This is a genomic window from Paramixta manurensis, assembly GCF_013285385.1.
GTDB lineage: Bacteria > Pseudomonadota > Gammaproteobacteria > Enterobacterales > Enterobacteriaceae > Paramixta > Paramixta manurensis.
Map to the genome: position 1 here is coordinate 3,119,896 of NZ_CP054212.1, position 26,474 is coordinate 3,146,369.

The 26,474-nt window shown below is 54.0% G+C and carries 19 protein-coding genes; 7 read left to right on the forward strand and 12 right to left on the reverse strand.

Going from position 1 to position 26,474, the window contains the following annotated elements; translation table 11 throughout:
• Window positions 1–30: 30 nt before the first annotated feature.
• Window positions 31–2,877, reverse strand: a complete 2,847-nt coding sequence (gene rcsC / locus PMPD1_RS15005; protein ID WP_173634806.1) for a two-component system sensor histidine kinase RcsC — start codon at window positions 2,875–2,877, stop codon at window positions 31–33.
• 567 nt (window positions 2,878–3,444) lie between these two features.
• Window positions 3,445–6,081 (reverse strand): DNA topoisomerase (ATP-hydrolyzing) subunit A, encoded by a 2,637-nt coding sequence (gene gyrA, locus PMPD1_RS15010; protein WP_173634807.1) that lies wholly within the window; start codon window positions 6,079–6,081, stop codon window positions 3,445–3,447.
• A gap of 175 nt (window positions 6,082–6,256) precedes the next feature.
• Here gyrA and ubiG point away from each other — a divergent pair, with 175 nt between their 5' ends.
• Entirely contained in the window at window positions 6,257–6,985 is a 729-nt protein-coding gene (ubiG, locus tag PMPD1_RS15015; protein WP_173634808.1) for a bifunctional 2-polyprenyl-6-hydroxyphenol methylase/3-demethylubiquinol 3-O-methyltransferase UbiG, read from the forward strand.
• Window positions 6,986–7,033: 48 nt separating this feature from the next.
• Here the strand turns inward: ubiG and lsrG are convergent, their stop codons facing one another.
• Complete coding sequence (lsrG, locus tag PMPD1_RS15020; protein ID WP_173634809.1) at window positions 7,034–7,324, reverse strand: (4S)-4-hydroxy-5-phosphonooxypentane-2,3-dione isomerase; 291 nt, start codon at window positions 7,322–7,324, stop codon at window positions 7,034–7,036.
• Between the two features lie 160 nt (window positions 7,325–7,484).
• On the opposite strand from lsrG, the gene lsrK reads away from it, so the two are divergent.
• The 4 genes from lsrK (at window position 7,485) to yfaE (ending at window position 13,309) form a co-directional block, all read left to right on the forward strand.
• Window positions 7,485–9,071, forward strand: coding sequence for an autoinducer-2 kinase (gene lsrK / locus PMPD1_RS15025; protein ID WP_173634810.1), 1,587 nt, complete (start codon window positions 7,485–7,487; stop codon window positions 9,069–9,071).
• A gap of 473 nt (window positions 9,072–9,544) precedes the next feature.
• A complete protein-coding gene (gene nrdA, locus PMPD1_RS15030) occupies window positions 9,545–11,830 on the forward strand; it encodes a class 1a ribonucleoside-diphosphate reductase subunit alpha (protein WP_173634811.1) in 2,286 nt (761 codons plus the stop codon).
• An 81-nt stretch (window positions 11,831–11,911) separates the two neighbouring features.
• Window positions 11,912–13,042, forward strand: coding sequence for a class Ia ribonucleoside-diphosphate reductase subunit beta (gene nrdB, locus PMPD1_RS15035; RefSeq protein WP_173634812.1), 1,131 nt, complete (start codon window positions 11,912–11,914; stop codon window positions 13,040–13,042).
• Between the two features lie 6 nt (window positions 13,043–13,048).
• A complete protein-coding gene (yfaE, locus tag PMPD1_RS15040; RefSeq protein ID WP_173636242.1) occupies window positions 13,049–13,309 on the forward strand; it encodes a class I ribonucleotide reductase maintenance protein YfaE in 261 nt (86 codons plus the stop codon).
• Window positions 13,310–13,336: 27 nt separating this feature from the next.
• On the opposite strand, the gene PMPD1_RS15045 is transcribed toward yfaE, so the two are convergent.
• Window positions 13,337–14,533, reverse strand: coding sequence for a nicotinamide mononucleotide deamidase-related protein YfaY (locus PMPD1_RS15045; RefSeq protein WP_173634813.1), 1,197 nt, complete (start codon window positions 14,531–14,533; stop codon window positions 13,337–13,339).
• Between the two features lie 223 nt (window positions 14,534–14,756).
• Here PMPD1_RS15045 and PMPD1_RS15050 point away from each other — a divergent pair, with 223 nt between their 5' ends.
• The gene (locus tag PMPD1_RS15050) at window positions 14,757–16,193 is read left to right on the forward strand and encodes a catalase (protein WP_173634814.1); all 1,437 of its coding nucleotides are present in this window, start codon (window positions 14,757–14,759) and stop codon (window positions 16,191–16,193) included.
• Between the two features lie 24 nt (window positions 16,194–16,217).
• Here PMPD1_RS15050 and menE read toward each other — a convergent pair whose 3' ends face one another.
• The 7 genes from menE to elaB form a co-directional block, all read right to left on the reverse strand.
• On the reverse strand, window positions 16,218–17,591 hold the full coding sequence (gene menE, locus PMPD1_RS15055) for an o-succinylbenzoate--CoA ligase (RefSeq protein ID WP_173636243.1): 1,374 nt from the start codon (window positions 17,589–17,591) through the stop codon (window positions 16,218–16,220).
• The gene (gene menC, locus PMPD1_RS15060; RefSeq protein WP_173634815.1) at window positions 17,579–18,547 is read right to left on the reverse strand and encodes an o-succinylbenzoate synthase; all 969 of its coding nucleotides are present in this window, start codon (window positions 18,545–18,547) and stop codon (window positions 17,579–17,581) included. Before menC ends, menE begins: the two co-directional genes overlap by 13 nt.
• A complete protein-coding gene (gene menB, locus PMPD1_RS15065) occupies window positions 18,547–19,404 on the reverse strand; it encodes a 1,4-dihydroxy-2-naphthoyl-CoA synthase (protein WP_173634816.1) in 858 nt (285 codons plus the stop codon). The genes menC and menB overlap by 1 nt, the downstream gene beginning before the upstream one ends.
• Window positions 19,405–19,428: 24 nt before the next feature.
• Window positions 19,429–20,199, reverse strand: a complete 771-nt coding sequence (gene menH / locus PMPD1_RS15070; RefSeq protein ID WP_173634817.1) for a 2-succinyl-6-hydroxy-2,4-cyclohexadiene-1-carboxylate synthase — start codon at window positions 20,197–20,199, stop codon at window positions 19,429–19,431.
• Entirely contained in the window at window positions 20,196–21,863 is a 1,668-nt protein-coding gene (menD, locus tag PMPD1_RS15075) for a 2-succinyl-5-enolpyruvyl-6-hydroxy-3-cyclohexene-1-carboxylic-acid synthase (RefSeq protein WP_173634818.1), read from the reverse strand. The genes menH and menD overlap by 4 nt, the downstream gene beginning before the upstream one ends.
• Window positions 21,864–21,935: 72 nt before the next feature.
• A complete protein-coding gene (gene menF / locus PMPD1_RS15080; protein ID WP_173634819.1) occupies window positions 21,936–23,225 on the reverse strand; it encodes an isochorismate synthase MenF in 1,290 nt (429 codons plus the stop codon).
• Between the two features lie 158 nt (window positions 23,226–23,383).
• Entirely contained in the window at window positions 23,384–23,695 is a 312-nt protein-coding gene (gene elaB / locus PMPD1_RS15085) for a stress response protein ElaB (protein WP_173634820.1), read from the reverse strand.
• 321 nt (window positions 23,696–24,016) lie between these two features.
• On the opposite strand from elaB, the gene PMPD1_RS15090 reads away from it, so the two are divergent.
• Complete coding sequence (locus PMPD1_RS15090; protein WP_173634821.1) at window positions 24,017–25,675, forward strand: glucan biosynthesis protein D; 1,659 nt, start codon at window positions 24,017–24,019, stop codon at window positions 25,673–25,675.
• A 240-nt stretch (window positions 25,676–25,915) separates the two neighbouring features.
• On the opposite strand, the gene PMPD1_RS15095 is transcribed toward PMPD1_RS15090, so the two are convergent.
• Window positions 25,916–26,368 carry a GNAT family N-acetyltransferase gene (locus tag PMPD1_RS15095; protein WP_173634822.1) on the reverse strand — a complete coding sequence of 151 codons (453 nt, stop codon included), beginning with the start codon at window positions 26,366–26,368 and terminating at the stop codon, window positions 25,916–25,918.
• Window positions 26,369–26,474: the final 106 nt, after the last annotated feature.

Sequence of the window (26,474 nt, forward strand, 5' to 3'; positions counted from 1 at the left end):
GTCGTTTTTTATGGGTTCATCAACCCGCGATTAACTTTTGCGTCCCTTCCTCACCCGGTCGGCATAAAAGGCCAACGTCTCGCGCAGCGTCTCCAGCGTGACCGGCTTCGACAGACAATTATCCATTCCGGCTTCCATACAGCGCTGTTTCTCTTCAGCCAGCGCATTGGCCGTTACGCCAATAACCGGAAAAGTTTGCCCCAATTGACGCAAGCGTTGCGTTAAACGATAGCCATCCATATTCGGCATATTCACATCGGTCAGCACAATATCAATTTCGGTGCGGCTCAGGACATTCAGCGCATCCACGCCATCCTGCGCGGTTTTGGTATGGAAACCAAGCGAACCGAGCTGGTCAGAAAGCAACATGCGGTTAATTGGATGGTCATCCACCACCAGAATCAAAATGTCATCGTTATTGACGCTCTCCTCAACCGACTCGACCACCGGCGGCAAACCGTCCGGGACATCCACCGCTACCCGGTAAATCCGCCCCAGCAAGGCGGGAAGCTCATGCGGCGTCGCCGTACTATAAATCCAACGCCCGCTGCTGACCTCCTGCGGCATATCAATGTGCTTACCATCAAACTCAATCACCGCCCTCACCTGTTGCGCTGGCTGGAAATCGTAATCGGTAATGATCACATCATCGCTGCCATAGCGTTGCTCCTCCAGGCGGGTAATTTGAATGCCGTGCCCCTGCAACAGCGTTTCAAGGAAACAGGCCAGATAATCATTGCGCAACGCCAGCCAGACCTGCTTGTCTTGCAACCCGTCGTGTAGCACTGGCGTCATGATTTGGCTGTTATAGAGCGGAATACGAATAATAAACTGGCTGCCCATGCCCGGCTCGGAGTCCACCTCAATGTCGCCGTCCATCATGTTAATCAGCTTTTCACAGATCGCCAGGCCTAAACCGGTCCCCTGGAAATTACGCTGCACGCCGCTACCGACCTGGAAGAAAGGATCAAACAGGCGGGTGATCTCTTTGGCCGGAATCCCAACGCCGGTATCGCGTACCCGGAACGCCAAGTATCCCTCCTTCACGTAGGCATGCAGAATAATGCAGCCGCTGTGGGTAAACTTAATCGCGTTGTTAAGCAGATTGGAGATCACCTGCTGGAGACGCAGCGGGTCGCCATTCAGTGAAAGCGGTACATCATTATCAATAAAGCAGTAAAGCGTCAGCCGCTTTTTCACTACCAGCGACAAGTAGTTGGATGCAATATGCGTGATCACCTCGCGTGGAGAAAACAGGCGCGGCTCAATTTTTAGCTGCTCCGACTCGATTTTAGAAAAGTCGAGAATGTCGCTAATGATCTTGAGTAACAAGCTGGATGAGTTATTCATTGCGGTAACCAGCGAGTCGACGCCTTTTGGCAACTGGCGCGTTTGCAACAGATCAAGGTTCCCGATAATGCCATACAACGGCGTGCGCAGTTCGTGGCTGACGGTGGCCAAAAACATAGATTTTGATTGACTGGCCTGTTCCGCCGCCTGCGCCATTTCCTGCAACGACTCTTCCATTTTGACGCGGGCGCTCACATCTACCAGTACGCAGATCGCGACGTTTTCATTGCGATAACGCGAATGAACAAAGCTGATTTGCAGGTTGGTGTTACTGCCGGTTAGCACATCAACAAAGTTAACCTGCTGCCCACAGATAATTTCGGTGAGGCGCTGACGGTCTTCTTGCGTCAACAACGTCAGGTAATTATGCGCCAATTCATTACTGAGGATATTGGTACCGTCGCTGGTGCGTAAGATACAGATACCGACCGGTGCGGAAGCCACGATTTTACGGTTGAATTGCTCATGCTCTTCCAGCCGGTGAGCGTTCTCCTCCGCCGGTAAAAACATGCGCCGTTCGAATAGCCACGCCAGCGAAAACAGCACGATGCCGCTCAGAATATTCAGCAATAGCGCATTGATCATCATGATTTTTAGCTGTTCGATCAGCACCCGAGTCGGCACCGAATACACCACGCTTAGCGTGGAAGGCTGCAACTCTTTTTTCATGATCAGTTGCTTGTAGCCATCAACATAGCCAAACCAATCTTTATCGTCCGGGATGCTATCCAATGCAAACCCCAACCCGCCCCGAGCGGTGCTCAGTAACGGACGCGAGTCTTGATCCATCAGGGTTGCCTGGATTGGCATAGCGCCTGGCGAAATAAAATCCGCCAACCGAATATTTTGTTCAATCCCTAATAATGCTTCGAGTTTATTGGCGATGTATACCGGCGTAATCATATAGAAATAGCCTATGCCGGGCTGGGGCGTAGAGGTGATCCAATAGAGGCTATTTTTGCGGTCCTCATCATTGCCGTGGCGATAACGTTGAATATGTTCATTCATCGATTTCAGCGTGCGTTCGCGATCAACCGAGGCATTTCCCGCGCCGAAATCCGCCATACATAACGTATCATCACCGATAAAAAAGACCCGGTTAATCTCATCGGCCGATGCGAAGCTGCTTTTCCAGTAATGAAGGAAATAGTTGAGTGAATCGAGCGAGTTACTCCAGGTATTACTCAGTGATGAGCAGTCTGAGTCTGCCGCCAGTGGATAAAACTGTGGTAATGGGGCGCTGTTCTCATCGTTTATCGCCCCGGCGGCGCCCTTCGGCACGCGGTCCCGGTTTTCAGCAATAAACTTTAATTCGCGGGTAATATCGCTGGAATGGCGGATATACCACTGGGCTTGCTCATAGTTTTGACTAAACTCCTGCCGGACTTGCGCTTCTTTTTCATGCAATACGCTGATGATAAAAAAAGCCGTTAGCAGCGCGCCAAGCATCCAGAGCATGAGCGCCAGCGCCCGGAACAGATAGCGGGAGATTCTTAAGGTGGTGCGGAACGAGACAAGATATTTCAACGGGAACCTATGGCGGCAAATGACCAATACTAAAAAGCTATCAGGCTACATTAGCTTTAGTCCCTCAAAAAAGCCAGCAACGGCGCTTCCTCTCGGCGACGTCGTGTCGCCTCGTCCTGGAAACCGGCTCAGTCTCAGCGTCGCTAATGCCTCGGGAAGGTCAACACCCACGCTTTAGCACCAGAGTTAAGGTGAACACCCTGTGTCCGCCATCCGCAGCGCCGAAGGTTGAGTGAAGGCCAGGATGGGGCGGCAGGGAAGCCGCCACAAGGCCGGGCGGGACAGGACGTCACGTCCCGGGCGGTCCGGCAGGCCGGAGTGAAACCTGAGGGAACCGCGCAACGCGCGGCGTGAGGACCAGCGGCACGCGGGATTGTTAAGGGGAAAGGTGCGTTTCCCCTTAACCCGTCCGACGCGAAGCGGTGGCCGGAACGCCGTTGACCTTAAGGGAAACTGGATTTACAGCCATTGCTGAAACCTAAAAACCCAACGGCGCTTCGCCAACATACCGTAAAAACAAGAAGGGCCGGAAAACCGGCCCTTCAACACTGCGCTTAAGCGTATAAATTACTCTTCGTCCGACTCCGGCGCATCATCATCGCTTTCGACTTCCGGGGCAATATCCTCATCCCCTTCGGCGATGCTGCCATCGATCGCATCCAACTCATCTTCCGCAACCGGCTCGGCAACACGCTGCAGCCCCACTACGTGCTCATCATCCGCAGTACGGATTAAGATAACGCCTTGGGTATTACGACCGACAATACTGACTTCTGACACCCGGGTACGTACCAGCGTACCTGCATCGGTAATCATCATGATCTGATCGCTATCAACCACCTGCACCGCGCCAACTACCGCGCCGTTACGCTCGGTCACCTTAATCGAGATAACACCCTGCGTAGCACGAGACTTGGTCGGATACTCGCTGGTGGCGGTACGCTTACCATAACCATTCTGCGTCACGGTAAGGATTGCGCCTTCGTCACGAGGAATAATTAACGAAACCACCCGATCGCCTTCCGCCAGTTTGATCCCTCGCACACCGGAAGCGGTTCGACCCATGGCACGTACCGCTTGCTCGGAGAAGCGCACCACTTTGCCTGCCGCAGAGAACAACATTGCTTCATTGCTCCCATCCGTCAACGCCACGCCAATCAACTCATCATCTTCACGTAAATTGACTGCAATAATACCGGCGCTACGTGGGCGGCTAAACTCGGTCAGGGCGGTTTTCTTCACCGTACCGCTGGCGGTCGCCATAAAGATATTCAACCCTTCCTCGTATTCGCGTACAGGCAAAATCGCGGTGATACGCTCATTCGCCTCCAGCGGCAACAAGTTAACAATCGGGCGACCACGGGCGCCACGGCTGGCTTCCGGCAGTTGATAAACCTTCATCCAGTAGAGACGACCACGGCTTGAGAAGCAGAGGATGGTATCGTGGGTGTTGGCGACCAACAGACGATCAATAAAGTCTTCTTCTTTGATGCGCGCCGCCGATTTCCCTTTACCGCCGCGACGCTGCGCTTCGTAATCTGACAAAGGCTGATACTTAACGTAGCCCTGATGCGACAGGGTGACGACCACATCTTCCTGATTGATCAGATCTTCGATATTAATATCGGCGCTGTTGGCAGTGATTTCGGTACGACGCTTATCGCCAAACTGATCGCGAATCGCTTCCAGCTCTTCACGGATAACTTCCATCAGGCGTTCTGCGCTTTCCAGAATGCGAATCAACTCAGCAATCTGCTCCAGCAGCTCTTTATACTCATCCAGCAGTTTTTCATGCTCAAGACCGGTCAACTTCTGCAAACGCAGGTCAAGAATCGCCTGAGCTTGCTGCTCGGTCAAATGATAACGGCCATCACGAATACCAAACTGCTCTTCCAGCCACTCCGGACGCGCGGCATCATCACCGGCACGCTCCAGCATCGCCGATACGTTACCCAGTTCCCATGACTGTGCGATCAAACCGGCCTTCGCTTCCGCCGGGGTCGGCGCGCGACGAATCAGCTCGATAATCGGATCGATATTCGCCAACGCAATCGCTAAACCTTCGAGGATATGGGCGCGATCGCGCGCTTTACGCAACTCAAAAATGGTACGGCGCGTAACCACTTCACGACGGTGGCGGACAAAGGCTTCAAGGATCTCCTTCAGCGGCATAATCTTCGGCTGCCCCTGATGCAAGGCCACCATGTTAATGCCGAAAGAAACTTGCAGTTGCGTCAACGAATAGAGGTTGTTTAACACCACTTCGCCTACCGCATCACGCTTAATTTCAATCACGATACGCATGCCGTCTTTATCCGACTCATCACGTAGCGCGCTGATGCCCTCCAGACGCTTCTCTTTCACCAGTTCAGCAATTTTCTCGATCAGACGCGCTTTATTCACCTGATACGGAATTTCGTGAATGATGATCGTTTCACGACCGGTTTTTGCATCGGTTTCCACTTCACCACGGGCGCGAATATAGATCTTACCGCGACCGGTGCGGTACGCCTCTTCAATGCCGCGACGCCCGTTAATAATCGCCGACGTCGGGAAATCCGGCCCCGGAATGTGCTCCATCAGCCCTTCTACGCTGATGTTTTCATCTTCGATATACGCCAGGCAGCCATTAATCACTTCCGTCAGGTTATGCGGCGGAATATTGGTCGCCATCCCGACGGCAATCCCCGATGAACCGTTGATCAACAGGTTCGGGATCTTGGTCGGCATCACTTCCGGGATCTGTTCGGTGCCATCGTAGTTTGGCACAAAATCAACTGTCTCTTTTTCCAGATCGGCTAACAGTTCATGGGCGATCTTCGACATGCGCACTTCGGTATAACGCATCGCCGCGGCGGAGTCGCCGTCGATAGAACCGAAGTTTCCTTGCCCATCCACCAGCATGTAGCGCAGCGAAAAAGGCTGCGCCATACGCACAATGGTGTCATAAACGGCAGAGTCGCCGTGTGGGTGATATTTACCGATTACGTCGCCAACAACACGGGCGGACTTTTTATAAGGTTTGTTCCAGTCGTTACCCAGAACGCTCATGGCATATAGCACACGACGATGGACCGGTTTCAGGCCATCGCGAACATCAGGTAATGCACGGCCAACGATGACCGACATGGCGTAATCAAGGTAGGAGTTCTTTAACTCTTCCTCAATATTGACCGGTGTGATTTCTCTGGCAAGGTCGCTCATGGAGCCGCTATCCCTCTACATTATTCCCGGATTCAAAGGTGCGAAAGTATATCACATTGCTCACAACCGGTGAATGGAAAGCGTCGTATAACGCGCTTTATTGCAATAATGTGCGTCATGTCCATCCTGCCGGAAAGATGTATACTCGGGAAAATTTTCCAGGAGTCTCCATTCGATGAACGCAGAACATCAGCCAACCTCGCCCAACGTCGATCATGATGAAATCGCCAAGTTTGAAGCGGTCGCTTCTCGCTGGTGGGATAAAGAGGGAGAATTTAAGCCATTGCACCGCATTAATCCGCTGCGTTTAGGCTATATCGCGCAGCATGCGGAGGGCTTATTTGGTAAGAAAGTGCTGGATGTCGGCTGCGGCGGCGGCATTTTGTCAGAAAGCATGGCGCGCGAAGGCGCAATAGTCACCGGGTTAGATATGGGTGCCGAACCGCTGGAAGTGGCGCGCCTGCACGCGCTGGAAAGCGGCGTTGAGGTTAACTACATCCAACAAACCGTCGAAGAACATGCGCAACAAAACCCCGGCGCCTATGACGTGGTAACCTGCATGGAAATGCTGGAACACGTTCCCGACCCGCGTTCCGTTATTCACGCTTGCGCCCGCCTGGTAAAACCTGGCGGCGAGGTCTTTTTCTCAACACTAAATCGCAACGGCAAAGCGTGGCTGATGGCGATTGTCGGTGCGGAATATCTGCTGCGCATGGTTCCGCGCGGCACGCACGACGTGAAAAAATTTATTCGCCCTGCCGAACTACTGAACTGGGTCGACGAAACGCCGCTACGCGAGCGCCATATTATTGGCCTGCATTACAACCCGTTGAGCGACCGTTTCCGCTTAGGGCGAGGCGTCGACGTCAACTATATGGTGCATACTCGCCATAGCGGCGAATAAGCCCGGCAAGATTCGCCATGCGCCGTGCTACACGGCCATGGCGGCCTATTACGGATATATGCCTTTAAACACTCGCTTTTTACGCGGTTCGGTCATTAACGCTTCTAACGCTTCGACACAGGCAAGGTAGTGTGGCGTTTTCTTATGCGCGGCAACTGCCTCCTGGTTCGCATAAGCTTCATAGATAAAGAAACGTGTCGGCACCTGCTCATCCTGCAACACATCAAACCGTAAGTTACCCGGCTCCTGAAGTGCGCCTAAGTGATTGGCGTGAAAAACGGTTAAAAACTCTTCAATCTTATCTTCTTTGACATTAATTTCGACCAACGTAACGTCCATTACTCCTCCATTTTCATCTGCACTATCCGCGCGACAAAGCTTGGTTGGCATTGAAAAATAAAACTTTCGTATCGGTCACAGATTGTTGATCCCACCGCTTCGCCGCGACAAATTGCGTCAATACTTGCATCCAGACGCGCATCACAGGAGCACCCACCGTATGGCCTTATCATCTTCTGCTTCTTCCGGTTATTTACTCACGCTTGATGCTGGTACCGGTAGCATCCGCGCGGTTATTTTTAATCACCATGGCGAGCAGATCGCCGCCGGCCAGGCCGAATGGCAACACCTCGAAGTGGAAGGCGTACCGGGTTCGATGGAGTTTGACCTGGAGAACAACTGGCAGTTGACCTGTCAGTGCATTCGCCAGGCGTTACAACAGGCCCAACTTCCGCCGCGCGAGATTCTCAGCGTCGCCGCCTGCTCAATGCGTGAAGGGATTGTGTTGTATGACAAGAATGGCACAGCGATTTGGGCCTGCGCCAATGTCGATGCCCGCGCAAAACGTGAAGTGAGCGAATTAAAAGAGATTCATCACGGCGATTTTGAACGGGAAGTTTATGCCTGTTCCGGCCAAACGCTGGCGCTGAGCGCGATGCCGCGTCTGTTATGGCTGGCGCATTATCGTCAGGATATTTATCGTCAGGCCGCCACCATTACCATGATTAGCGACTGGCTGGCCTGGAAGCTGTGCGGCGAACTGGCGGTCGATCCTTCTAACGCCGGTACCACCGGGATGCTGGACTTGCAAACCCGCAACTGGCGCCCCGACCTGTTGGATATGGCTGGCTTACGCGCCGATTTGCTGTCTCCGGTGGCGGAAACCGGCACGTTGCTCGGCAAGGTGACCGCCGAGGCGGCAGCGGCCTGCGGCCTGGCGGCGGGCACGCCGGTAGGCGTTGGCGGCGGCGATGTCCAACTCGGCTCGCTCGGATTGGGGATTGTACGCAGCGGACAAACGGCGGTACTGGGCGGCAGCTTTTGGCAACAGGTGGTTAATTTACCGCAGCCGCAAACCGACCCGGAGATGAACATCCGCGTGAACCCTCACGTAATCCCCGGCATGGCGCAGGCAGAGTCGATCAGTTTCTTTACCGGCCTCACCATGCGCTGGTTCCGCGATGCCTTTTGCGCCGAAGAGAAATTACTGTCGCAACGTCTCGGCGTCGATGTGTATAGCCTGCTGGAAGAGATGGCGGCGCGTGTGCCGCCCGGCGCCTGGGGTGTGACGCCGATTTTTTCCGATGCGATGCATTTCAAAAACTGGTATCACGCAGCGCCCGCTTTTATCAACTTATCGCTCGACCCTGAACGGTGTAATAAACAAACGCTGTTCCGCGCGCTTGAAGAGAATGCCGCTATCGTCTCAGCTTGCAATCTCGACCTGATCGCTAACTTTTCCGGTGTACGTGCCGATTCGCTGGTGTTTGCCGGCGGCGGCGCCAAAGGAAAATTATGGAGCCAAATTCTCAGCGATGTCACCGGCTTGCCGGTACGGGTACCAATGGTTAAAGAAGCCACCGCGCTCGGCTGTGCGATTGCCGCGGGTGTCGCGGCGGGCGTTTACCACTCCATGGCAGAGACCGGCGAAGCGTTAGTACGTTGGGAGCGCGACTACCAGCCGAATGCAACCCATCATCAGCATTACCTGCAACAGAAACAGGCCTGGCAGGCGATTTATGCCGAACAATTGACGTTAGTAGACAGTGGATTAACCACCTCGATGTGGAAAGCACCGGGGTTATAAGTGGCGTTACCATTAGGTTTACTTATCTTCAAAACCAAGAGCAGATCTTTTTCCTTCTGGACAGCAGTCAGCGGAAAATTGTAGGGTTCGCCAAGCCACCAGGGTTAAATATTATCCGCAGACGAAGCGCTGAAAAGCGCTCCGCTTAGTACGCTTTTGCGCTAAAACAAACCAGATGGAATAAGGGCTGAATAGAAAACCGGCGTTCGATCAAATTTTTGATTTTTTTCTTAAGAGCATTGACACGCCGAAGAGCCTTGTTACCCGTGGACTGAAGAAATGCTAACGGGTTTTACCCGGCAATCCAGGCAAAATTTACCTCTTGTACTGTGCGAATAACTTACTAGAATACTCACCATCTTGTTGTTCATTCATTCCTCAACCCCTATATATAGTGTTTATCCACAGAGTTACTCACAAAGAGCAAGCTGTGCATAAACGGGGGATATTTTTCACGGACAGGTAAACGCGAAATGAATCAGAGTCTGCTCGTCACGAAACGCGATGGTCGCCAGGAGCGAATCAATCTCGACAAAATCCACCGAGTACTGGACTGGGCCGCCGAAGGGCTGCAGAACGTTTCGGTTTCTCAGGTTGAACTGCGTTCGCATATCCAGTTTTACGACGGCATCAAAACAGCGGACATTCATGAAACTATCATTAAGGCCGCTGCCGACCTGATCTCTCGCGATGCGCCGGATTACCAGTATATGGCCGCCCGTTTGGCTATCTTCCACCTGCGTAAAAAAGCTTACGGTCAGTTTGAGCCGCCGAAGCTGTATGACCAAGTGGTACGTATGGTCGAGATGGGCAAGTATGACCGCCATCTGCTGGAAGACTATAGCCAGGAAGAGTTTGCACAGATGGACGGCTTTATCGACCACTGGCGCGATATGAATTTCTCTTACGCGGCGGTAAAACAACTGGAAGGGAAATATTTGGCGCAAAACCGCGTTAGCGGGGAAATTTACGAAAGCGCACAGTTCTTATATATCCTGGTTGCTGCTTGCCTGTTCTCCGGCTATCCGCGTGAAACCCGTCTGGATTACGTGAAACGTTTCTATGATGCGATTTCGACCTTTAAGATCTCTTTGCCCACGCCAATTATGTCCGGCGTGCGCACGCCAACCCGCCAGTTCAGCTCATGCGTGCTGATCGAGTGTGGCGATAGCCTGGATTCGATTAACGCCACCTCTAGCGCGATTGTGAAATACGTTTCTCAACGGGCCGGTATCGGTATTAACGCCGGTCGCATCCGTGCGCTCGGTAGCCCGATTCGCGGCGGTGAAGCGTTTCATACCGGCTGTATCCCGTTCTATAAACATTTCCAGACGGCGGTAAAATCCTGTTCTCAGGGCGGCGTGCGCGGTGGCGCGGCCACATTGTTCTACCCTATGTGGCATCTGGAAGTTGAAAGCCTGTTAGTGTTGAAAAACAACCGGGGCGTTGAAGGCAACCGCGTGCGTCATATGGACTATGGCGTACAGATTAACAAGCTGATGTATCAACGCCTGCTGAAAGGTGAAGACATTACCTTATTCAGCCCGTCTGACGTACCGGGCCTGTATGACGCATTCTTTGCCGATCAGGATGAGTTTGAGCGTCTTTATACCAAATATGAGCAGGATAGCAGCATTCGCAAACAGCGTGTGAAGGCCGTCGACCTGTTCTCGTTGATGATGCAGGAACGCGCCTCTACCGGTCGTATTTATATTCAAAACGTTGACCACTGTAATACCCACAGCCCGTTTGATCCGGCGATTGCACCTGTGCGTCAGTCGAACCTGTGCCTGGAAATTGCGCTACCGACCAAACCGCTGTTGGATGTCAACGATGAGAATGGTGAAATTGCGCTTTGTACGCTTTCCGCCTTTAACCTCGGCGCGATTAATAGCCTCGCGGATCTGGAAGAGTTAGCGGTGCTGGCGGTACGCGCATTGGATGCGTTACTCGACTATCAGGATTACCCCATTCCGGCAGCGAAACGCGGCGCGATGGGCCGTCGTACCTTGGGCATCGGTGTTATTAACTTTGCCTACTATCTGGCGAAAAACGGCGTGCGTTATTCCGATGGCAGCGCCAATAATCTGACGCATAAAACCTTCGAAGCTATTCAATATTACCTGTTGAAAGCCTCGAATGAGCTGGCGAAAGAGCAAGGCGCTTGCCCGTGGTTCAATGAAACCACCTATGCGCAAGGTATTCTGCCGATTGATACCTACAAGAAAGATCTCGACGTTATTTGTAACGAGCCGCTGCATCTGGATTGGGAAGCGCTGCGTGAATCGATTAAAACGCACGGCTTGCGTAACTCGACGCTCTCAGCATTGATGCCGTCTGAAACCTCGTCGCAGATTTCTAATGCGACCAACGGCATTGAACCGCCACGCGGTCATATCAGCATCAAAGCGTCGAAAGACGGCATACTGCGCCAGGTGGTGCCGGAGTATGAGCGTCTGAAAGAGAACTATGAGCTGTTGTGGGAAATGCCGAATAACGACGGTTATCTCCAACTGGTTGGCGTGATGCAGAAATTTATCGATCAGGCTATTTCGTCCAACACCAACTATGATCCGACGCGTTTCCCGAACGGCAAAGTGCCGATGAAACAGTTGCTGAAAGATTTGTTGACCGCCTACAAGTTTGGCGTAAAAACGCTTTATTACCAAAACACCCGCGACGGCGCGGAAGATGCGCAGGACGATCTCGCCCCTTCAATTCAGGATGATGGCTGCGAAAGCGGCGCCTGCAAAATTTAATCATCGGACTGGCCGGGGAATGCCCGGCCATTTCTCCGGTATTGGCCAGACAACTCTGGCCCGATTTAGGTGGAATAAATCATGGCTTACACCACTTTCTCGCAAAACAAAAACAATCAGTTGAACGAGCCGATGTTTTTTGGTCAGCCGGTTAACGTGGCGCGTTACGACCAACAAAAATACGATATTTTCGAGAAGCTGATTGAGAAGCAACTCTCCTTTTTCTGGCGCCCGGAAGAGGTTGACGTTTCTCGCGACCGTATTGATTATCAAGGGTTGCCGGAACACGAAAAACATATCTTTATCAGCAACCTGAAATATCAAACGCTACTCGACTCGATCCAGGGCCGCAGCCCGAACGTGGCGTTACTGCCGCTGATTTCGATTCCGGAATTGGAAACTTGGGTAGAAACCTGGGCATTTTCAGAAACCATCCACTCGCGTTCTTATACCCATATCATCCGTAATATTGTTAACGACCCGGCGTTGGTGTTTGACGATATTGTGACCAATGAACAGATCTTAATGCGGGCGAAAGATATCTCCAGCTATTACGACTCCCTGATCGAGATGACCAACTACTGGCATCAACTGGGTGAAGGGACGCATCAGGTTAACGGTAAAACCGTGATCGTTAACCTGCATGAGCTGAAAAAGCAGTTATATCTGTGCCTGATGAGCGTGAATGCGCTGGAAGCGATCCGTTTCTATGTCAGTTTCGCCTGCTCCTTTGCCTTTGCCGAGCGCGAACTGATGGAAGGGAACGCCAAAATTATCCGTTTGATCGCCCGTGATGAAGCGCTGCATCTGACCGGCACGCAACATATGCTGAACCTGATGCGCAGCGGCGAAGACGATCCGGAAATGAAAGAAGTGGCGCAGGAGTGCCGTCAGCAATGCTACGACCTGTTTGTGCTTGCCGCTCAGCAAGAGAAAGAGTGGGCGGAATATCTCTTCCGCGACGGCTCAATGATTGGTCTGAATAAGGATATTCTGTGCCAATACATCGAGTACATCACCAATATTCGCATGCAGGCGGTGGGGCTGGACCTGCCGTTTCAGACACGTTCTAACCCCATTCCGTGGATCAACGCGTGGTTAGTGTCTGATAACGTCCAGGTGGCGCCGCAAGAAGTTGAAGTCAGTTCCTACCTGGTCGGCCAGATCGACTCGGAAGTAGGCGAAGACGATTTTAACGACTTCCAACTGTAATTAATGATGGCAGGGAATCTTATTATCCTGCGCGCAACCGGCGCGCGTCTGCAGTGTGATGATACCCATCCCACCTTGCTGGCGGCGCTGGAGTCGCATAATTTATGCGTTGAATATCAGTGTCGCGAAGGGTATTGCGGCTCCTGCCGCACTCGCCTGCTGAAAGGAGAGGTGTGCTATGCAGAGCAGCCGCTCGCTTTTCTTCAGGAAGGTGAAATTTTGCCCTGCTGCTGCAAGGCAAAAGGCGATATTGAAATCGAAATGTAAGGGATGACGCGTCATCCCTTATGACGCTTACATTTCTAGCGTATCCACCACATCAATCCAACCGTGCCCGGTGCTAACCGGCATGCCAGCCAGCCAGCGGCGTAGCATATTCATCGCCATCATTACCACCACCTCCTGCCGCGTTTTCAGCCCGTGGCGCTGGGTAGTAAACTTTACCTGTTGGGCGAAGGTTCCTTGCGGCGTGGTGAGCGCAAATCCCAATAACTGATCCTGAGATTCCCCGACACTTAACGCCAGTGAGGTTCCGTTGAGATGCGCCAGTGTACGGGTGCGCTGCGCCTGTTCGCTCAGCGTTTCACTGAAGCCTGGCAACACATTCCCCTGCCCTAACGGCGCCTCAGCCGAGGCAAGCTGCCAGTGTAATAACCCGGCAGAGAACTGTTCGCTAATACTCAGCGACAACCCTCTATCACGTAACTGCCGTGCCAGTTCTAGCGGCAGCCCATCAGTCCCTTCAAAAATCGTGCAGTCCAGCAGCAAGGTTTTCACCTGCTGCCAACAGTGTTCCATTGCGCTGCGCTGTTCGGCGGGGCCAGTCAGTTTTATTTCAATAATGGGCATTGATGAGCGATAGCCCATTACCACGCCCGGCGGTAAGGGAATTGGCTCCAACTCAGCGGCCAGATCGCTTTCGCCGCGGCCAAAAGTAGTCAGACGCAGGCAGAGCGGCGGCTGTGGCAAGGCAAAGTCCTGATGCAGACGCGGTAAAATTTGTTGGTCGACCATCACCTTAAACTCGGAAGGCACGCCCGGCGTAAAGAAAATGCGACAACGGTTAAGGCGGATAGCAAACCCGCAGGCGGTTCCCACCGGGTTATCAATTAGCTCAGCCCCGGCCGGGATTTCCGCCTGTTTACGGTTCGAGGGCGCCATCACACGACCTCGGCTGGCGAACCAAGCCTCCATATTTTCCAGCCACGCCTGCTGCAACTCTAGCTCAACGCCACAGGCGGTGGCCGCCGCCAGGGCGCTGAGATCATCACTGGTCGGCCCCAGGCCGCCATTAACAATCAACACATCGGCCAGTTGGCTGCGTTCGGTTAACGCGGCAACCAGCGACTCCAGGCTATCGCCCACGGTGGAACGGCTCGTCATCGGTAACCCGCTTTGAAACAGCCGGTCTGCCAGCCATGCCGCGTTGGTATCGACAATTTGCCCGTGTAACACCTCATCGCCCGTTGAGAGCATTTCCACTCGTATCACGTTATCTCCTCCTGCGGTTAATCGTCCTACTGTAGGAAGCCCGCGCGTGAAACACAATGTGAAAACGTGGCGGCAGTGATTTTAAAAATGGCAGTGATAGTTTCTGCCTGATTGTCAGCGATCAAGATTACATCGCACAATGCGTCACATAATAGGTATCCCCAATTAAATAGAAGAAATCATCTAAGAATATTTTCCACAATCATTAAGAGAGAGAAGCCGTATGAGCAAAAAAGGACTCACCACCGCCGCTGGCGCACCGGTTGCACACAATAACAACTCGATGACCGCCGGACGCCGTGGCCCGATGCTATTACAAGATGTTTGGTTTCTGGAAAAACTGGCGCATTTCGACAGAGAAGTCATCCCTGAGCGCCGTATGCATGCGAAGGGTTCCGGCGCTTACGGCACCTTTACCGTTACGCACGATATTACCCGCTTTACCCGTGCGAAAATCTTTTCGGAAATCGGTAAACAAACCGACCTGTTTATTCGCTTTTCAACCGTGGCGGGCGAGCGCGGCGGCGCCGATGCCGAGCGCGATATTCGCGGTTTCGCGCTGAAGTTTTATACTGAAGAAGGTAACTGGGATCTGGTGGGCAATAACACGCCGGTCTTTTATCTGCGTGACCCGTTGAAATTTCCAGATTTAAACCATGTGGTAAAACGCGATCCGCGTACTAACCTGCGTAATCCAACCTACAAGTGGGACTTTTTCTCACAGTTACCGGAATCGCTGCATCAGCTAACTATCGATTTCAGCGATCGCGGCTTGCCGAAATCCTATCGCCATATCCACGGCTTTGGCAGCCACACTTATAGCTTTATCAATGATCGGCAAGAGCGGTTTTGGGTGAAATTCCATATGCGCTGCCAGCAAGGCATTGCCAACCTGATGGATGATGAAGCCGAGCAGTTAATCGGTAAAGATCGTGAGAGTTCGCAGCGCGATCTGTATGACGCGATTGAACGCGGCGACTTTCCGCGCTGGAAAGTGTTTGTTCAGGTTATGCCAGAGCAGGAAGCCTCACAAACGCCATATAACCCATTCGACCTGACCAAAGTCTGGCCGCACGGCGACTACCCGTTGATTGAGGTTGGTGAATATGAATTAAACCGTAACCCGGAAAACTACTTCGCTGAAGTGGAACAAGTGGCGATGAGCCCGGCTAACGTGGTGCCTGGCATCGGCTTCTCGCCGGATCGCATGCTGCAAGGCCGCCTCTTCTCTTACGGTGACGCGCATCGCTACCGTTTAGGCGTTAACCATCACCAGATTCCGGTTAATGCGCCGAAGTGCCCGTTCCACAACTATCATCGCGATGGCGCAATGCGTATCGACGGTAATAGCGGTAATGGCGCCACCTATGAGCCAAACAGTTTTAACCTGTTCCAGGAACAACCGGATTTCAGCGAGCCGCCGTTGTCACTGGAAGGCGCTGCCGACCACTGGAATCATCGGGAAGATGACGATTATTTCACGCAGCCGCGCGCGCTGTTTAATTTACTGAGTGACGCGGAACACCAACGCATGTTTGCGCGTATCGCCGGGGAGTTAAGTCAGGTGCCGGAGTTTATTCGCCAGCGACAGATTGCCCTGTTTTATCAGGTAGATGAAGCATATGGCGCAGGCGTAGAGAATGCACTGAAAGCGCTATAAGTAATCGGGGCGGACGAGCCGCCCCTAAACGTGCACCGGTTGCAACGCCACCCACTGCTGCAAGCGCTGGCGGGAAATTTTTATGCCACCGTTACTTAACGTCGCCGGTAGCGTAAACCATTCAACCGGGCGCTGGAAACCGGCCAGTTGTGTTTTCGCCCATGCGGCAATCTCCTCAAAATGCTCTTCCGTCGCTAACTCCAGCAACGCTACCGGACGATGGCCAAATTCGCTGTCTGCCCGTGGTACCACAAAAACTTGTAATACGGCGGGATGACGCAGCAATACCCGTTCCACCTGTTCCGGCTGGACCGCTTCACCAGCGCTAAAAAAGAGGTTATCCAGCCGCCCCAGCACCTGTAACTCACCGTCAATCCAGGCACCGCGATCGCGGGTGTGCAGCCATCCGTCAGCATCGGTCAAGGGCACCAATTCACCCGCTCGCCAGTAACCGCAGGCCAGTGAATCGGCACGCACGCGGATCTCCCCATCGACCAGCCTCACTTCGCGCCCGCCGAGCGGTACCCCGACGCCGCTTCGCCCATCAGCGCGTTTGCCGCACACGGTCGATGCCGTCTCTGTCATCCCGTAACCGCACCAACAACTAATCCCGCGCGCTTCCGCTTGTGCCACCAGTTCCGGCGGAATCGCCGCTCCCCCAAGCAGTACCGCTTTTAAACTCGCCGGTAGTTGCGGCTGTCGTAATAATCGCCACAGTTGCGTTGGCACTAACGAGGCCCAACTGGCTTGCGCTAATGCCTGCGCTAAAGGCCGGTGCTCATCCACCACCAGTGTCGCTCCCGCCGCCAGCCAGCGCCAGACAATACCTTGCCCGGAGACATGAAACAGCGGTAGAGAAAGTAGCCAGCGTTCTCCGGCGGTAAACGCCATTAACTGATTGACCGCGCGCGCGCTGGCTAACAAGGCGGCAAAGGTATGCGCGGCGGCTTTGGGTAAGCCAGATGAACCAGAAGTCAGCGTCAGCGTCGCAATGGCCTGTGGCTCTTGACGGTGCCGGTCGTGCCCAGAGAGCGCCTGTATTCGCAGCGCGGGCAGTGAACATGCACAGGGTCCGTCAAGATTAAGGATAAAATCCATATTCAAACCGGGCAGTAATTCAGCCAGCAAGGTATCGGGCAATTGGGGATTAAGCGGCAATAAACGCACGCCAGCTTGCAATAACGCCAACCAGGCCAGCAGCGTAGTCGCACTATTTTTCGCACGTAACACCACGCCGCAGCCGCTATGTACGCCCTGTTGGCGAAACCCGTTTACTCGCACATCAACACGGTGTGCCAACTGCCGCCAACTGAGAGGTTCCCCGTTCAAAATTAGCGCACAGTCATCGGGCTTATGTCGGGCATGCTCACGCCACGGAAAATCATTCATGACTGCCACTCTCGCGTTAACCACTCCTTGTCCTTAAGCGGTAGCGGGCTACCCGGCCAGGCGCGTAGTAGCTGGTACTGCATTAGGTTTAAGGTATCCAGCCCCGGAACCTCATCGGCGGTCAGCCAATGCGCCAGCCGCGCCAGTTGCGTCAACCCTAAACTCGACTCAAGCGCGGAGCTGATAATGGTCCGAACCCCATACTGTCGTGCCGCCTCAATCTGTTGTTTGATACGCGTCAGGCTGCCGGTTAAGGTGGGTTTAATCACTATTGCCGCCACGCCTGGCTGCGCCTGCAAGCAGAACGGCTCTTCGCGCAGGCTCTCATCCCAGGCAATGGTGATACCGGTTTCATCAGCAAACTGCCGGGAATCGTCCGGGCACTGGCAAGGTTCTTCAATAAAGTCGATACGCGAACGCAGCGTGGGGGCAATATAGCGGGCAAATTGCAAGGCTTTTTCCGGTGTCCAACGCCGATTGGCATCCAGCCGCAGCCGTAGATCCGGTAGCGCCTCTAACAACAGCCCGGCTAACATGCCGTCGCGCGCCGCCTCATACTGCCCGACTTTCATTTTCGCCACCGGCTGCGGCAACGCCTGCAACCGTTCGAACAGTTCGTCAGGATCGCCTGTACACAGCGCCGCACTATGCCAGCTTCCCGCCTGCGGGAGGGTTTGTTCCAACTCGGCGAGTGCGCAACTGAGGCCAAATGCCACCGACGGCAGTCCGCTGTCATTTGGTGTGCCGCCTTTACACCAGAGTGAGAGCCAATCCCGCGCGTCTTGCCGGGCGCTACAGAGATCTTCACGGCTGAACCCAGGCAGCGGCGCGATCTCACCCCACCCGTGCCGATCGCCCACCCGCAGTTCAACCAACAGCCCTTCCCGCTGATGTAAACGCGCTTCCCGTAGCACAACGCCCGTTTCCATCGGGATGGCATAGCGCCAGAGCGTGGCCTGCCGCATTATGGGTTCCGTGTAAACTTACTGAAATCGGGCTGACGTTTTTGATTAAACGCGTTGCGCCCTTCTTGCCCTTCCTCGGTCATATAGAACAGCATGGTGGCATTGCCCGCCAACTCCTGTAGACCGGCCTGACCATCACAATCGGCATTGAGTGCCGCTTTCAGACAGCGCAATGCCATCGGGCTGTTTTGTAGCATTTCACGGCACCAGCGTACGGTCTCTTTTTCCAACGCCGCCAGCGGCACCACCGTATTAACCAGCCCCATATCTAGCGCCTGCTGCGCATCGTACTGGCGGCACAGGAACCAAATTTCACGCGCTTTTTTCTGACCAACAATACGCGCCATATAGGATGCGCCCCAGCCGCCGTCAAAGGAGCCGACTTTCGGACCGGTTTGACCAAACCGCGCATTATCGGCCGCCAGGGTTAAATCACACATCATATGTAATACGTGACCGCCGCCAATCGCGTAACCGGCTACCATGGCGACCACCGGTTTTGGACAGGTGCGGATTTGGCGTTGAAAATCCAGCACATTGAGATGGTGCACGCCGGAATCATCCTGATACCCGCCGTAATCGCCACGTACTTTTTGATCGCCACCGGCGCAAAAAGCCTGCTCGCCAGCGCCGGTCAGGATAATTACCCCAACGCCTTCATCATGACGCGCATCGTTCAGCGCCAGCATCATCTCTTTCACGGTTAAGGGCCGGAAAGCGTTACGCACTTGGGGACGGTTGAGGGTGATTTTGGCGATGCCATCGTGAGATTTATGGTAGAGAATATCGACAAAATCACCGCTGCAATCTTGCCATTCAACCGGCGCATAAAGCTGCTGTTCATCGGGATAGATCATAAGTTCCTCATTGTGAAAATGGCGTTAAACCGGCTGGCGCAACATTGGCGCTAGCCGTCGGGCGAAAGCAGCCGGATTAGCCCGGTGTGCGTTATGCCCTGCGGCTTCAATCAGGGTTAGCGGCAATGTGCAGCGCTGCGCTAACTGTTTAAATTTGTTGTCTTGCTCACCACACAGGTAGTGCAATGGCACCGACAGTTGGCGTAGCTCCGATAGCAGGTCCGGCTGGCGGCTCAATGAGGTAGCTTCCAGCATTGCCGCCAGCTCCGGCCCATAGCCTTCGGCGCGCTCGGCGATCAGCCGCTGGCGCTGTTTCTCAGTCAATTCAGCGAATAGCGGCTGTTGATACCACGCCTCAAGCGTCTGCGTTAGCGGCGCACAGCGAAAACGCTGCGCCCACTCGCTATCGGCCTCATACCGCTGTTGCCGCTCACATGCATTACTCAGGCCCGGATGACCGGCCTCCACCACTACGCCGCATAGCCCCGCCAGTGCCGCACGGCAGGCGTAATACATTGCAATGCGCCCGCCAAGCGAGTAACCGATTAACCAATAACGCCTGACCTGGTGAGCTTGCAGCGTGGCGGATAGGCGTTGACAGAGCGCCGGAAAACCATCGATCTGCTGTGCGCGCGAACCGCCATGTCCGGGAAGATCGACACTCAGACAGGGCCAGTCGACGAAATCACTTTGAACCGCCTGCCAGTCACGGGCGTTGCCCAAAAAACCGTGCAGCCAAACCAGTACCGGCTTACTGCTCTGGTGATGTCCACGCCATTGCGCATGCAGGATCATGCTTCCTCCATCTGTTTCACCAGGGCGACCAGCGTTTGCGCGCCGCTTTCTGCGTCAACAACCAGTTCGACTAAGTGGCTACCGCCACGCCGCCAACACTGCTGTAGGTAGGTTTGTAGCGCCGACCAGTTTTCCGGACAGGCATACTGCAAACCGAACATTGCGGCGGCAGGGGCGAAACTGACCGACTGCGGCATACAAAAAAAGCGCTGCCGCTCAGCTTCCGGAGTGGGTAATAAGGAGAAAATTTGGCCGCCGTTATTGTTAACCACCAGCACCACTAATGGCGCAGGCGCATCGCGTAGCAACGCCAGCGCATTAAGATCGTAAAGCGTGGAAATATCCCCGAGCAGCACTAGCATTGGCCGCGGCTGTGCGCGCTGGACGCCCGCTGCGCTTGAGAGTAACCCGTCAATACCGCTGGCTCCCCGGTTGCTGTAAACCGGATAGCCAACCGGCAACTGGGCGAATGCATCGACTAAACGGACAATCAGACTATTGCCAACAAACAACTGTCCATTCTCTGGCAGCAGTTCGGGCAAACGGTGTGCCAGCCGCGCCTCGCCAAATGTTTGTGTCGCGGCGTCCACCTGTTGCTGCGCCGTGATAGATAACAGCACGAGATGCCCGGCCCACGCCGCACGCGGCTGCGCCGGATGCTGCCGTAACCACTCGCCGGGCGCGGCAATGATACGTCGACCACCGTGCGCGGCCGGATCGCGGCGACCTGGCGCCGAATCAACCAACCACCAATTCTCCGGTCGACTGCTATTTTGCCACTGTAGTAACCGCTTACCGGTTAACCCGCCGCCAAACTGCACCACCAGTTCCGCCTGCGCCAAGGTTTGCCGGGCCTGAGGATGGTTCAGCCACAAATCGCTACAGGCCAGCGGCTGCCCGGTTTGCGATAACACATCGCCTAACAGCGGCCACCCGAGCGTACTGGCCCACTCGGCAACCTGAGCCCCCTCTTCCGCACTCATCCGCCCGGCGACCACAACGCCGCGTTTCTGCCGCCACGAAAACCAATCGGGTTGCCGCATCGTTATCGCCTGCTGGCTATAGCGTAACCACGGGGTCGTCTGCTGCCACCAGGCGCCTGGCGCATCGCGCCAACTCTGATAAGCGCCGTCGTCTTCACCGTACAGCGGTTCGGCAAACGGGCAGTTAATCTGAACTGCGCCAAAACGGGCGGAGGCGAGCAAATTATCTACGGCAGAGATAAGCCAACGGGCAGGAATAGCATCGGTTGGGCGCGGCAAGTTAAGCGCATCGGCGTGATCGGCGAAGATGCCAACCTGCGCAATGGCCTGGTTGGCTCCACAATCAATCAATTCGGGTGGACGGTCAGCAGTAAGAACCACCAACCTCTCCCCGGTTAAACGCGCTTCAATAATCGCCGGGTAAAGATTGGCAACGGCGGTGCCAGAAGTCACAATAATACCGACCGGTTGTCGGGCAGCCTTGGCTAACCCCAGCGCTAAATGCCCTAAGCCACGCTCATCAAAATGGGTGTGGCAGGTCAGCTTGCCATTGGCTGCCGCAGCCAGCGTTAACGGCGCCGAGCGCGACCCAGGCGCAATACACATATGGCGCAGGCCGTGTCGCGTCAGCGCTTCAATTAAAACTTCAGCCCAGCGGCGATTGAACGTACTTATCGACATACCCCACTCCTGGCAGAAAACCGCGGTTGATTATACAAGTTCGCTCTGCATGGATGTTGATTTGACGCGGTATTACAGTGCTTCTGGCGTCAGCAATGAAGCCAGAGCCGCCGCCTTGTTATCGATCTCTTGCCACTCCAGCTCGGGATCGGAACCCGCCACAATACCGGCGCCGGCATACAAACGGACTCGCGCACCGTCAACCCGCGCCGAACGCAGCGAAACGCAAAACTCACTTTGTCGGGCAGAGAGATACCCCATCGAACCGGCATACCACTCACGTTCGAAGGGTTCATGACGCAGAATAAAGTTACGCGCGGCCTGGCGCGGCAGCCCGGCTACCGCCGCCGTGGGCTGCAAGCGGGTTAAACACAACTCATCACTGTGGCTGCGTAGCGCCGCGTGAATGCGACGGCGTAAATGTTGCACCTTACGCAGACGCACCACTTCCGGCGGCATAACATCCAGACCCGACACCATGCCGTGCAAGCGCTGACAAATGTCATCCACTACCAGCCAGTTCTCACGCTGATTTTTATCGTCATTACATAGCCACTCCGCCTGACGAACGGCAGTACGCTCATCAGAATCGCGTGCGACGGTGCCAGCCAGCGCTTCGGTGAGTAACTCAGTATGCTGGCGCAGGTAGAGACGTTCCGGACTGGAGCCGAGAAACGCCGTGTCGGCATCAAAGGCCAACATAAAGTGGTAACAGTGCAGATTGACGTGGCGGCTTTGCGCCAACAGCGCGGCGGCGGAAACCTTTTGCTCAAAATGGAGATCGGTCGCGCGCGCCAGCACCACTTTTTCCATCGCGCCCGCCTGAATCCCCTCAATCGCTTGCGTCACCATTTGACACCATGCCGCCTTGTCCGGCGCATGTTGTTTATGTTGTAAGCGGGTGGGTAAAGTCGCCGGCAAGGCGGCGGAGGTGAGCGTGTCAAGAAAAGCCAGCGCTTGCTGCGCATCCTCATACAACGCGTTCTCACTGTAGAGATTAACAATCAACCACTGCGCATCGGCACAACGACGCCAAATCAGCCGTGGCAAAAACAAGTAGCTCTCTTCGGCACTAAAGTTGTTGCACCCCCAAATACGCCAATCCGGCGGTAAGCGCCGACTAAATTGTTGCGCCAGGCTAAATTGTGCAAAATGCGCCACGGCGCCGCAGGCAGCCACCTGTTCGGTGCCGTGGCGATGCTGCCACCAAAGCTGAGGCCAGCATGGCTGCGATGCCAGCCAAGTGAGCGTGTCTTCCGTTGACGAGAATTTAACCTGTAACCGATGGTGGCCTGACGCGCTGGTGTTAACGCGCGTCAGTTGCGCACGCAACTGTTGCAAGGCGGCAGAGAGGATGAGCACGACGACCTCATAAGCAGTAATGAGGTGGATAGTGTAAGCAGGTGCGCTAAGCGCTACTTTGATTTAAGGCAGGAAAAGCGGGGATCGTGCAATGAGTGAAAACAGGCTTTTTTGATACAACCCCCTCTTCCGCGTTGAAAGAGGGGATTAATACCCGGCTAACGACGCGCCAACAACAATCCCAAAATCAATCCGGCGGTAGCGCCGACGCCAATACCATGCCACGGTTTATCGTGGACATAATCATCGGCACGGTAGGCCACCTGTTTCGCACGATAGTAGTAAGTATCGGATGCTTCGCTCACGCGCGATTTAACTTCATGCAGTGCCTGCTCGGCTTTAGCCTTGAGCTCAACATACTTTTGATCGGCAGGATCGCCTGATGATTTCAGCACCTCTTCCAGTGTTTCGGTTAATAGCGTCAGGTCATCATCAAGGTGTGTTTCATGCGGTTCAGTAGATCTAGCCATCTCTTTCCTCCGTGTGAATAACATGCATGTCCATTAACTATAGACAGTTTTCCTCCCTTCGTGCGTCCAGGAATTAACCGAGAATGGCAGAATCCTCCCGATAAGCAGCTGATTCGCGACCAACGATCACGGTTATTTCCACCGTCGATGGTCGAAATCGCTTCGTTTCTTTGATTTATCTGATAAATTTTCTGATGACTGAATTTTTACTACCGCAGATTGTCCTACCTCCCTGTATCCTGTTAAAGCAGGCAATGCAAGTGGGTGCGAAAGCACGACAATCACTACAAACTCCGTTCAGCAAAGGAAAAGATTTCTGGCATGAATCGAAGAATGTTTATGAAAGCGTCAATGGCTTTCGCGACGGTAAGCGGAATGTCCGGCTTATCTACGCTGTTTGCGCAGTCCGCCTGGGCGGATGAAGGGATCGCCGATGGTACCGCGACGCGCTTTGACTTTGACGAACTGAAGAAAATGGCCGCCGGTCTGGCGAAAAAACCGTGGGGCGGCGCGCCGGGCGCGTTACCGCCAACGCTCGCTAATCTGACGCCACAGGCCTACAACGAAATTCAGTACGATGCGAATCACTCACTGTGGAATGATGTGGCAAACCGCGATCTCGATGTGCAATTTTTCCATGTCGGCATGGGTTTTAAACGTCGTATTCGTATGTTTTCCGTCGACGCCAAAAGTCGTGAAGCGCGTGAAATTCACTTCCGTCCCGAATTGTTTAACTACAACAATGCACAAGTTGATATGCATCAGCTTGAAGGGAAAACCGATCTTGGCTTTGCCGGATTCCGTGCGTTTAAAAAGCCGGAGTTGGCACGTCGCGATATTGTCTCTTTCCTCGGCGCCAGTTATTTCCGCGCGGTGGATGACACCTATCAATATGGTCTTTCGGCACGCGGCGTTGCGGTTAACACCTTTAGTAACGGCCACGAAGAGTTCCCGGACTTCACCGCGTTTTGGTTCGATACCGTGGCGCCGGAGTCGACCACTTTTACCGTTTATGCGCTGCTGGACGGCCCGAGCGTTACCGGTGCTTATAAGTTCACCATTGATTGCGAAGAAAAACGTGTGGTAATGGAGATTGAAAATCATCTCTTCGCACGTACTGATATTAAACAACTGGGCATCGCGCCAATGACCAGTATGTTCAGTTGCGGCACTAACGAACGCCGTATGTGTAATACCTATCATCCGCAGATACATGACTCCGATCGTCTGGCGATGTGGACCGGTAGCGGTGAGTGGATTGCCCGCCCGCTGAATAATCCGCAGAAGTTGCAGTTCAACGCCTATCAGGATAATAACCCGCGCGGTTTTGGCCTGCTGCAGCTTAACCATGACTTTAAGGATTATCAGGATGTGATTGGCTGGTACGATAAACGTCCTAGTCTGTGGGTTGAGCCGCTGGGTAAATGGGGTAAAGGCGCCATCAATGTGATGGAGATCCCTACCACCGGCGAAACGTTGGATAACGTAGTGTGTTTCTGGCAACCCGAGCAGCCAATTAAGGCCGGCAGTGAATATAACTTCCACTATAAGCTTTACTGGAGCAGCCTGCCGCCGGTGCGTAGCGGTTTGGCGCGGGTGGATGCGACACGTTCCGGTATGGGTGGGTTCCCGGAGGGTTGGGCGCCGGGCGAGCACTTCCCGGAAGTTTGGTCGCGCCGTTTTGCGGTCGATTTCGTTGGTGGCGATCTGAAAGCCGCCGCGCCGAAGGGGATCGAGCCGGTGATTACCGTCTCTTCAGGTACCATTAAACAGATTGAAATTCTGTATGTTGAGCCGTTAGATGGGTATCGCATTCTGTTTGACTGGTATCCAAATAGCGATGCGACCACGCCAGTGGATATGCGTTTGTTCTTGCGTACCAAGGATGAGACGTTGAGCGAAACGTGGTTGTATCAATATTTCCCGCCGCCGCCGGATCAGCGTAAGTATGTTGATGATCGGCAGATGAATCCGGGTTAATTCATCAAGTTTGGGCATGTCCGGTTATCCTGATCGGGCATGCCTGTGGTTTTTTCGTGAATACCCTGTTTCCGTCTTCCGCAGCGCAACAGCGTTTACCTTGCTCTGTGCGCCAGGTTGACGCAGCCAGGTCAACGGCGTTTCTCTCGCCTGAAAGGCGAGCGAGTTAAGGGCCATAAGCCTGGCCCTTAACAATCCGCGCTACCGGCAGGCACTTCGCCCGCCGCAAACCATTCCCTGCTACTCGTGACGCATCCCAATATGCGGAATATTATCTTCCAAATACACGTCCGTAACCGGATGAAAACCAAGCTGTCGGTAAAATTTTTCCAAATGCGCCTGCGCGGATAAATACATCGCCCGGCCTGGCCAAAACTGTTCGCAACTGGCAATGCACTGCTCCATCAGCCGATAGCCCAAATTTAGGCCCCGCGCCTCCGACGCAATAATCACCCGCCCGATGATCACCGGACTGTCCTGATCTTGCGGCGTAAGAATACGCGCATAGGCCAGAATCTTATTTTCCAGCTGACCAATAATATGACGATTATCATGCGCCAAATCCTGCCCATCCAGATCCTGATAGGGACAATTTTGCTCAACAATGAACACCGCGTTACGTAGCGACAAAATAGCGTAAAGTTGCGCTATCTGTAGATCGCGCTGGTGTAAGTCTTGCCACAACAGATCCATATTTTTCCCCTGGCTCATTACCGAGCGAAAAGCGGTCACAAGAATAACGGTTACTATACCGTGATCTACGGCCAAAGACCGTACGACATTGCCTGTTTCGTGAATC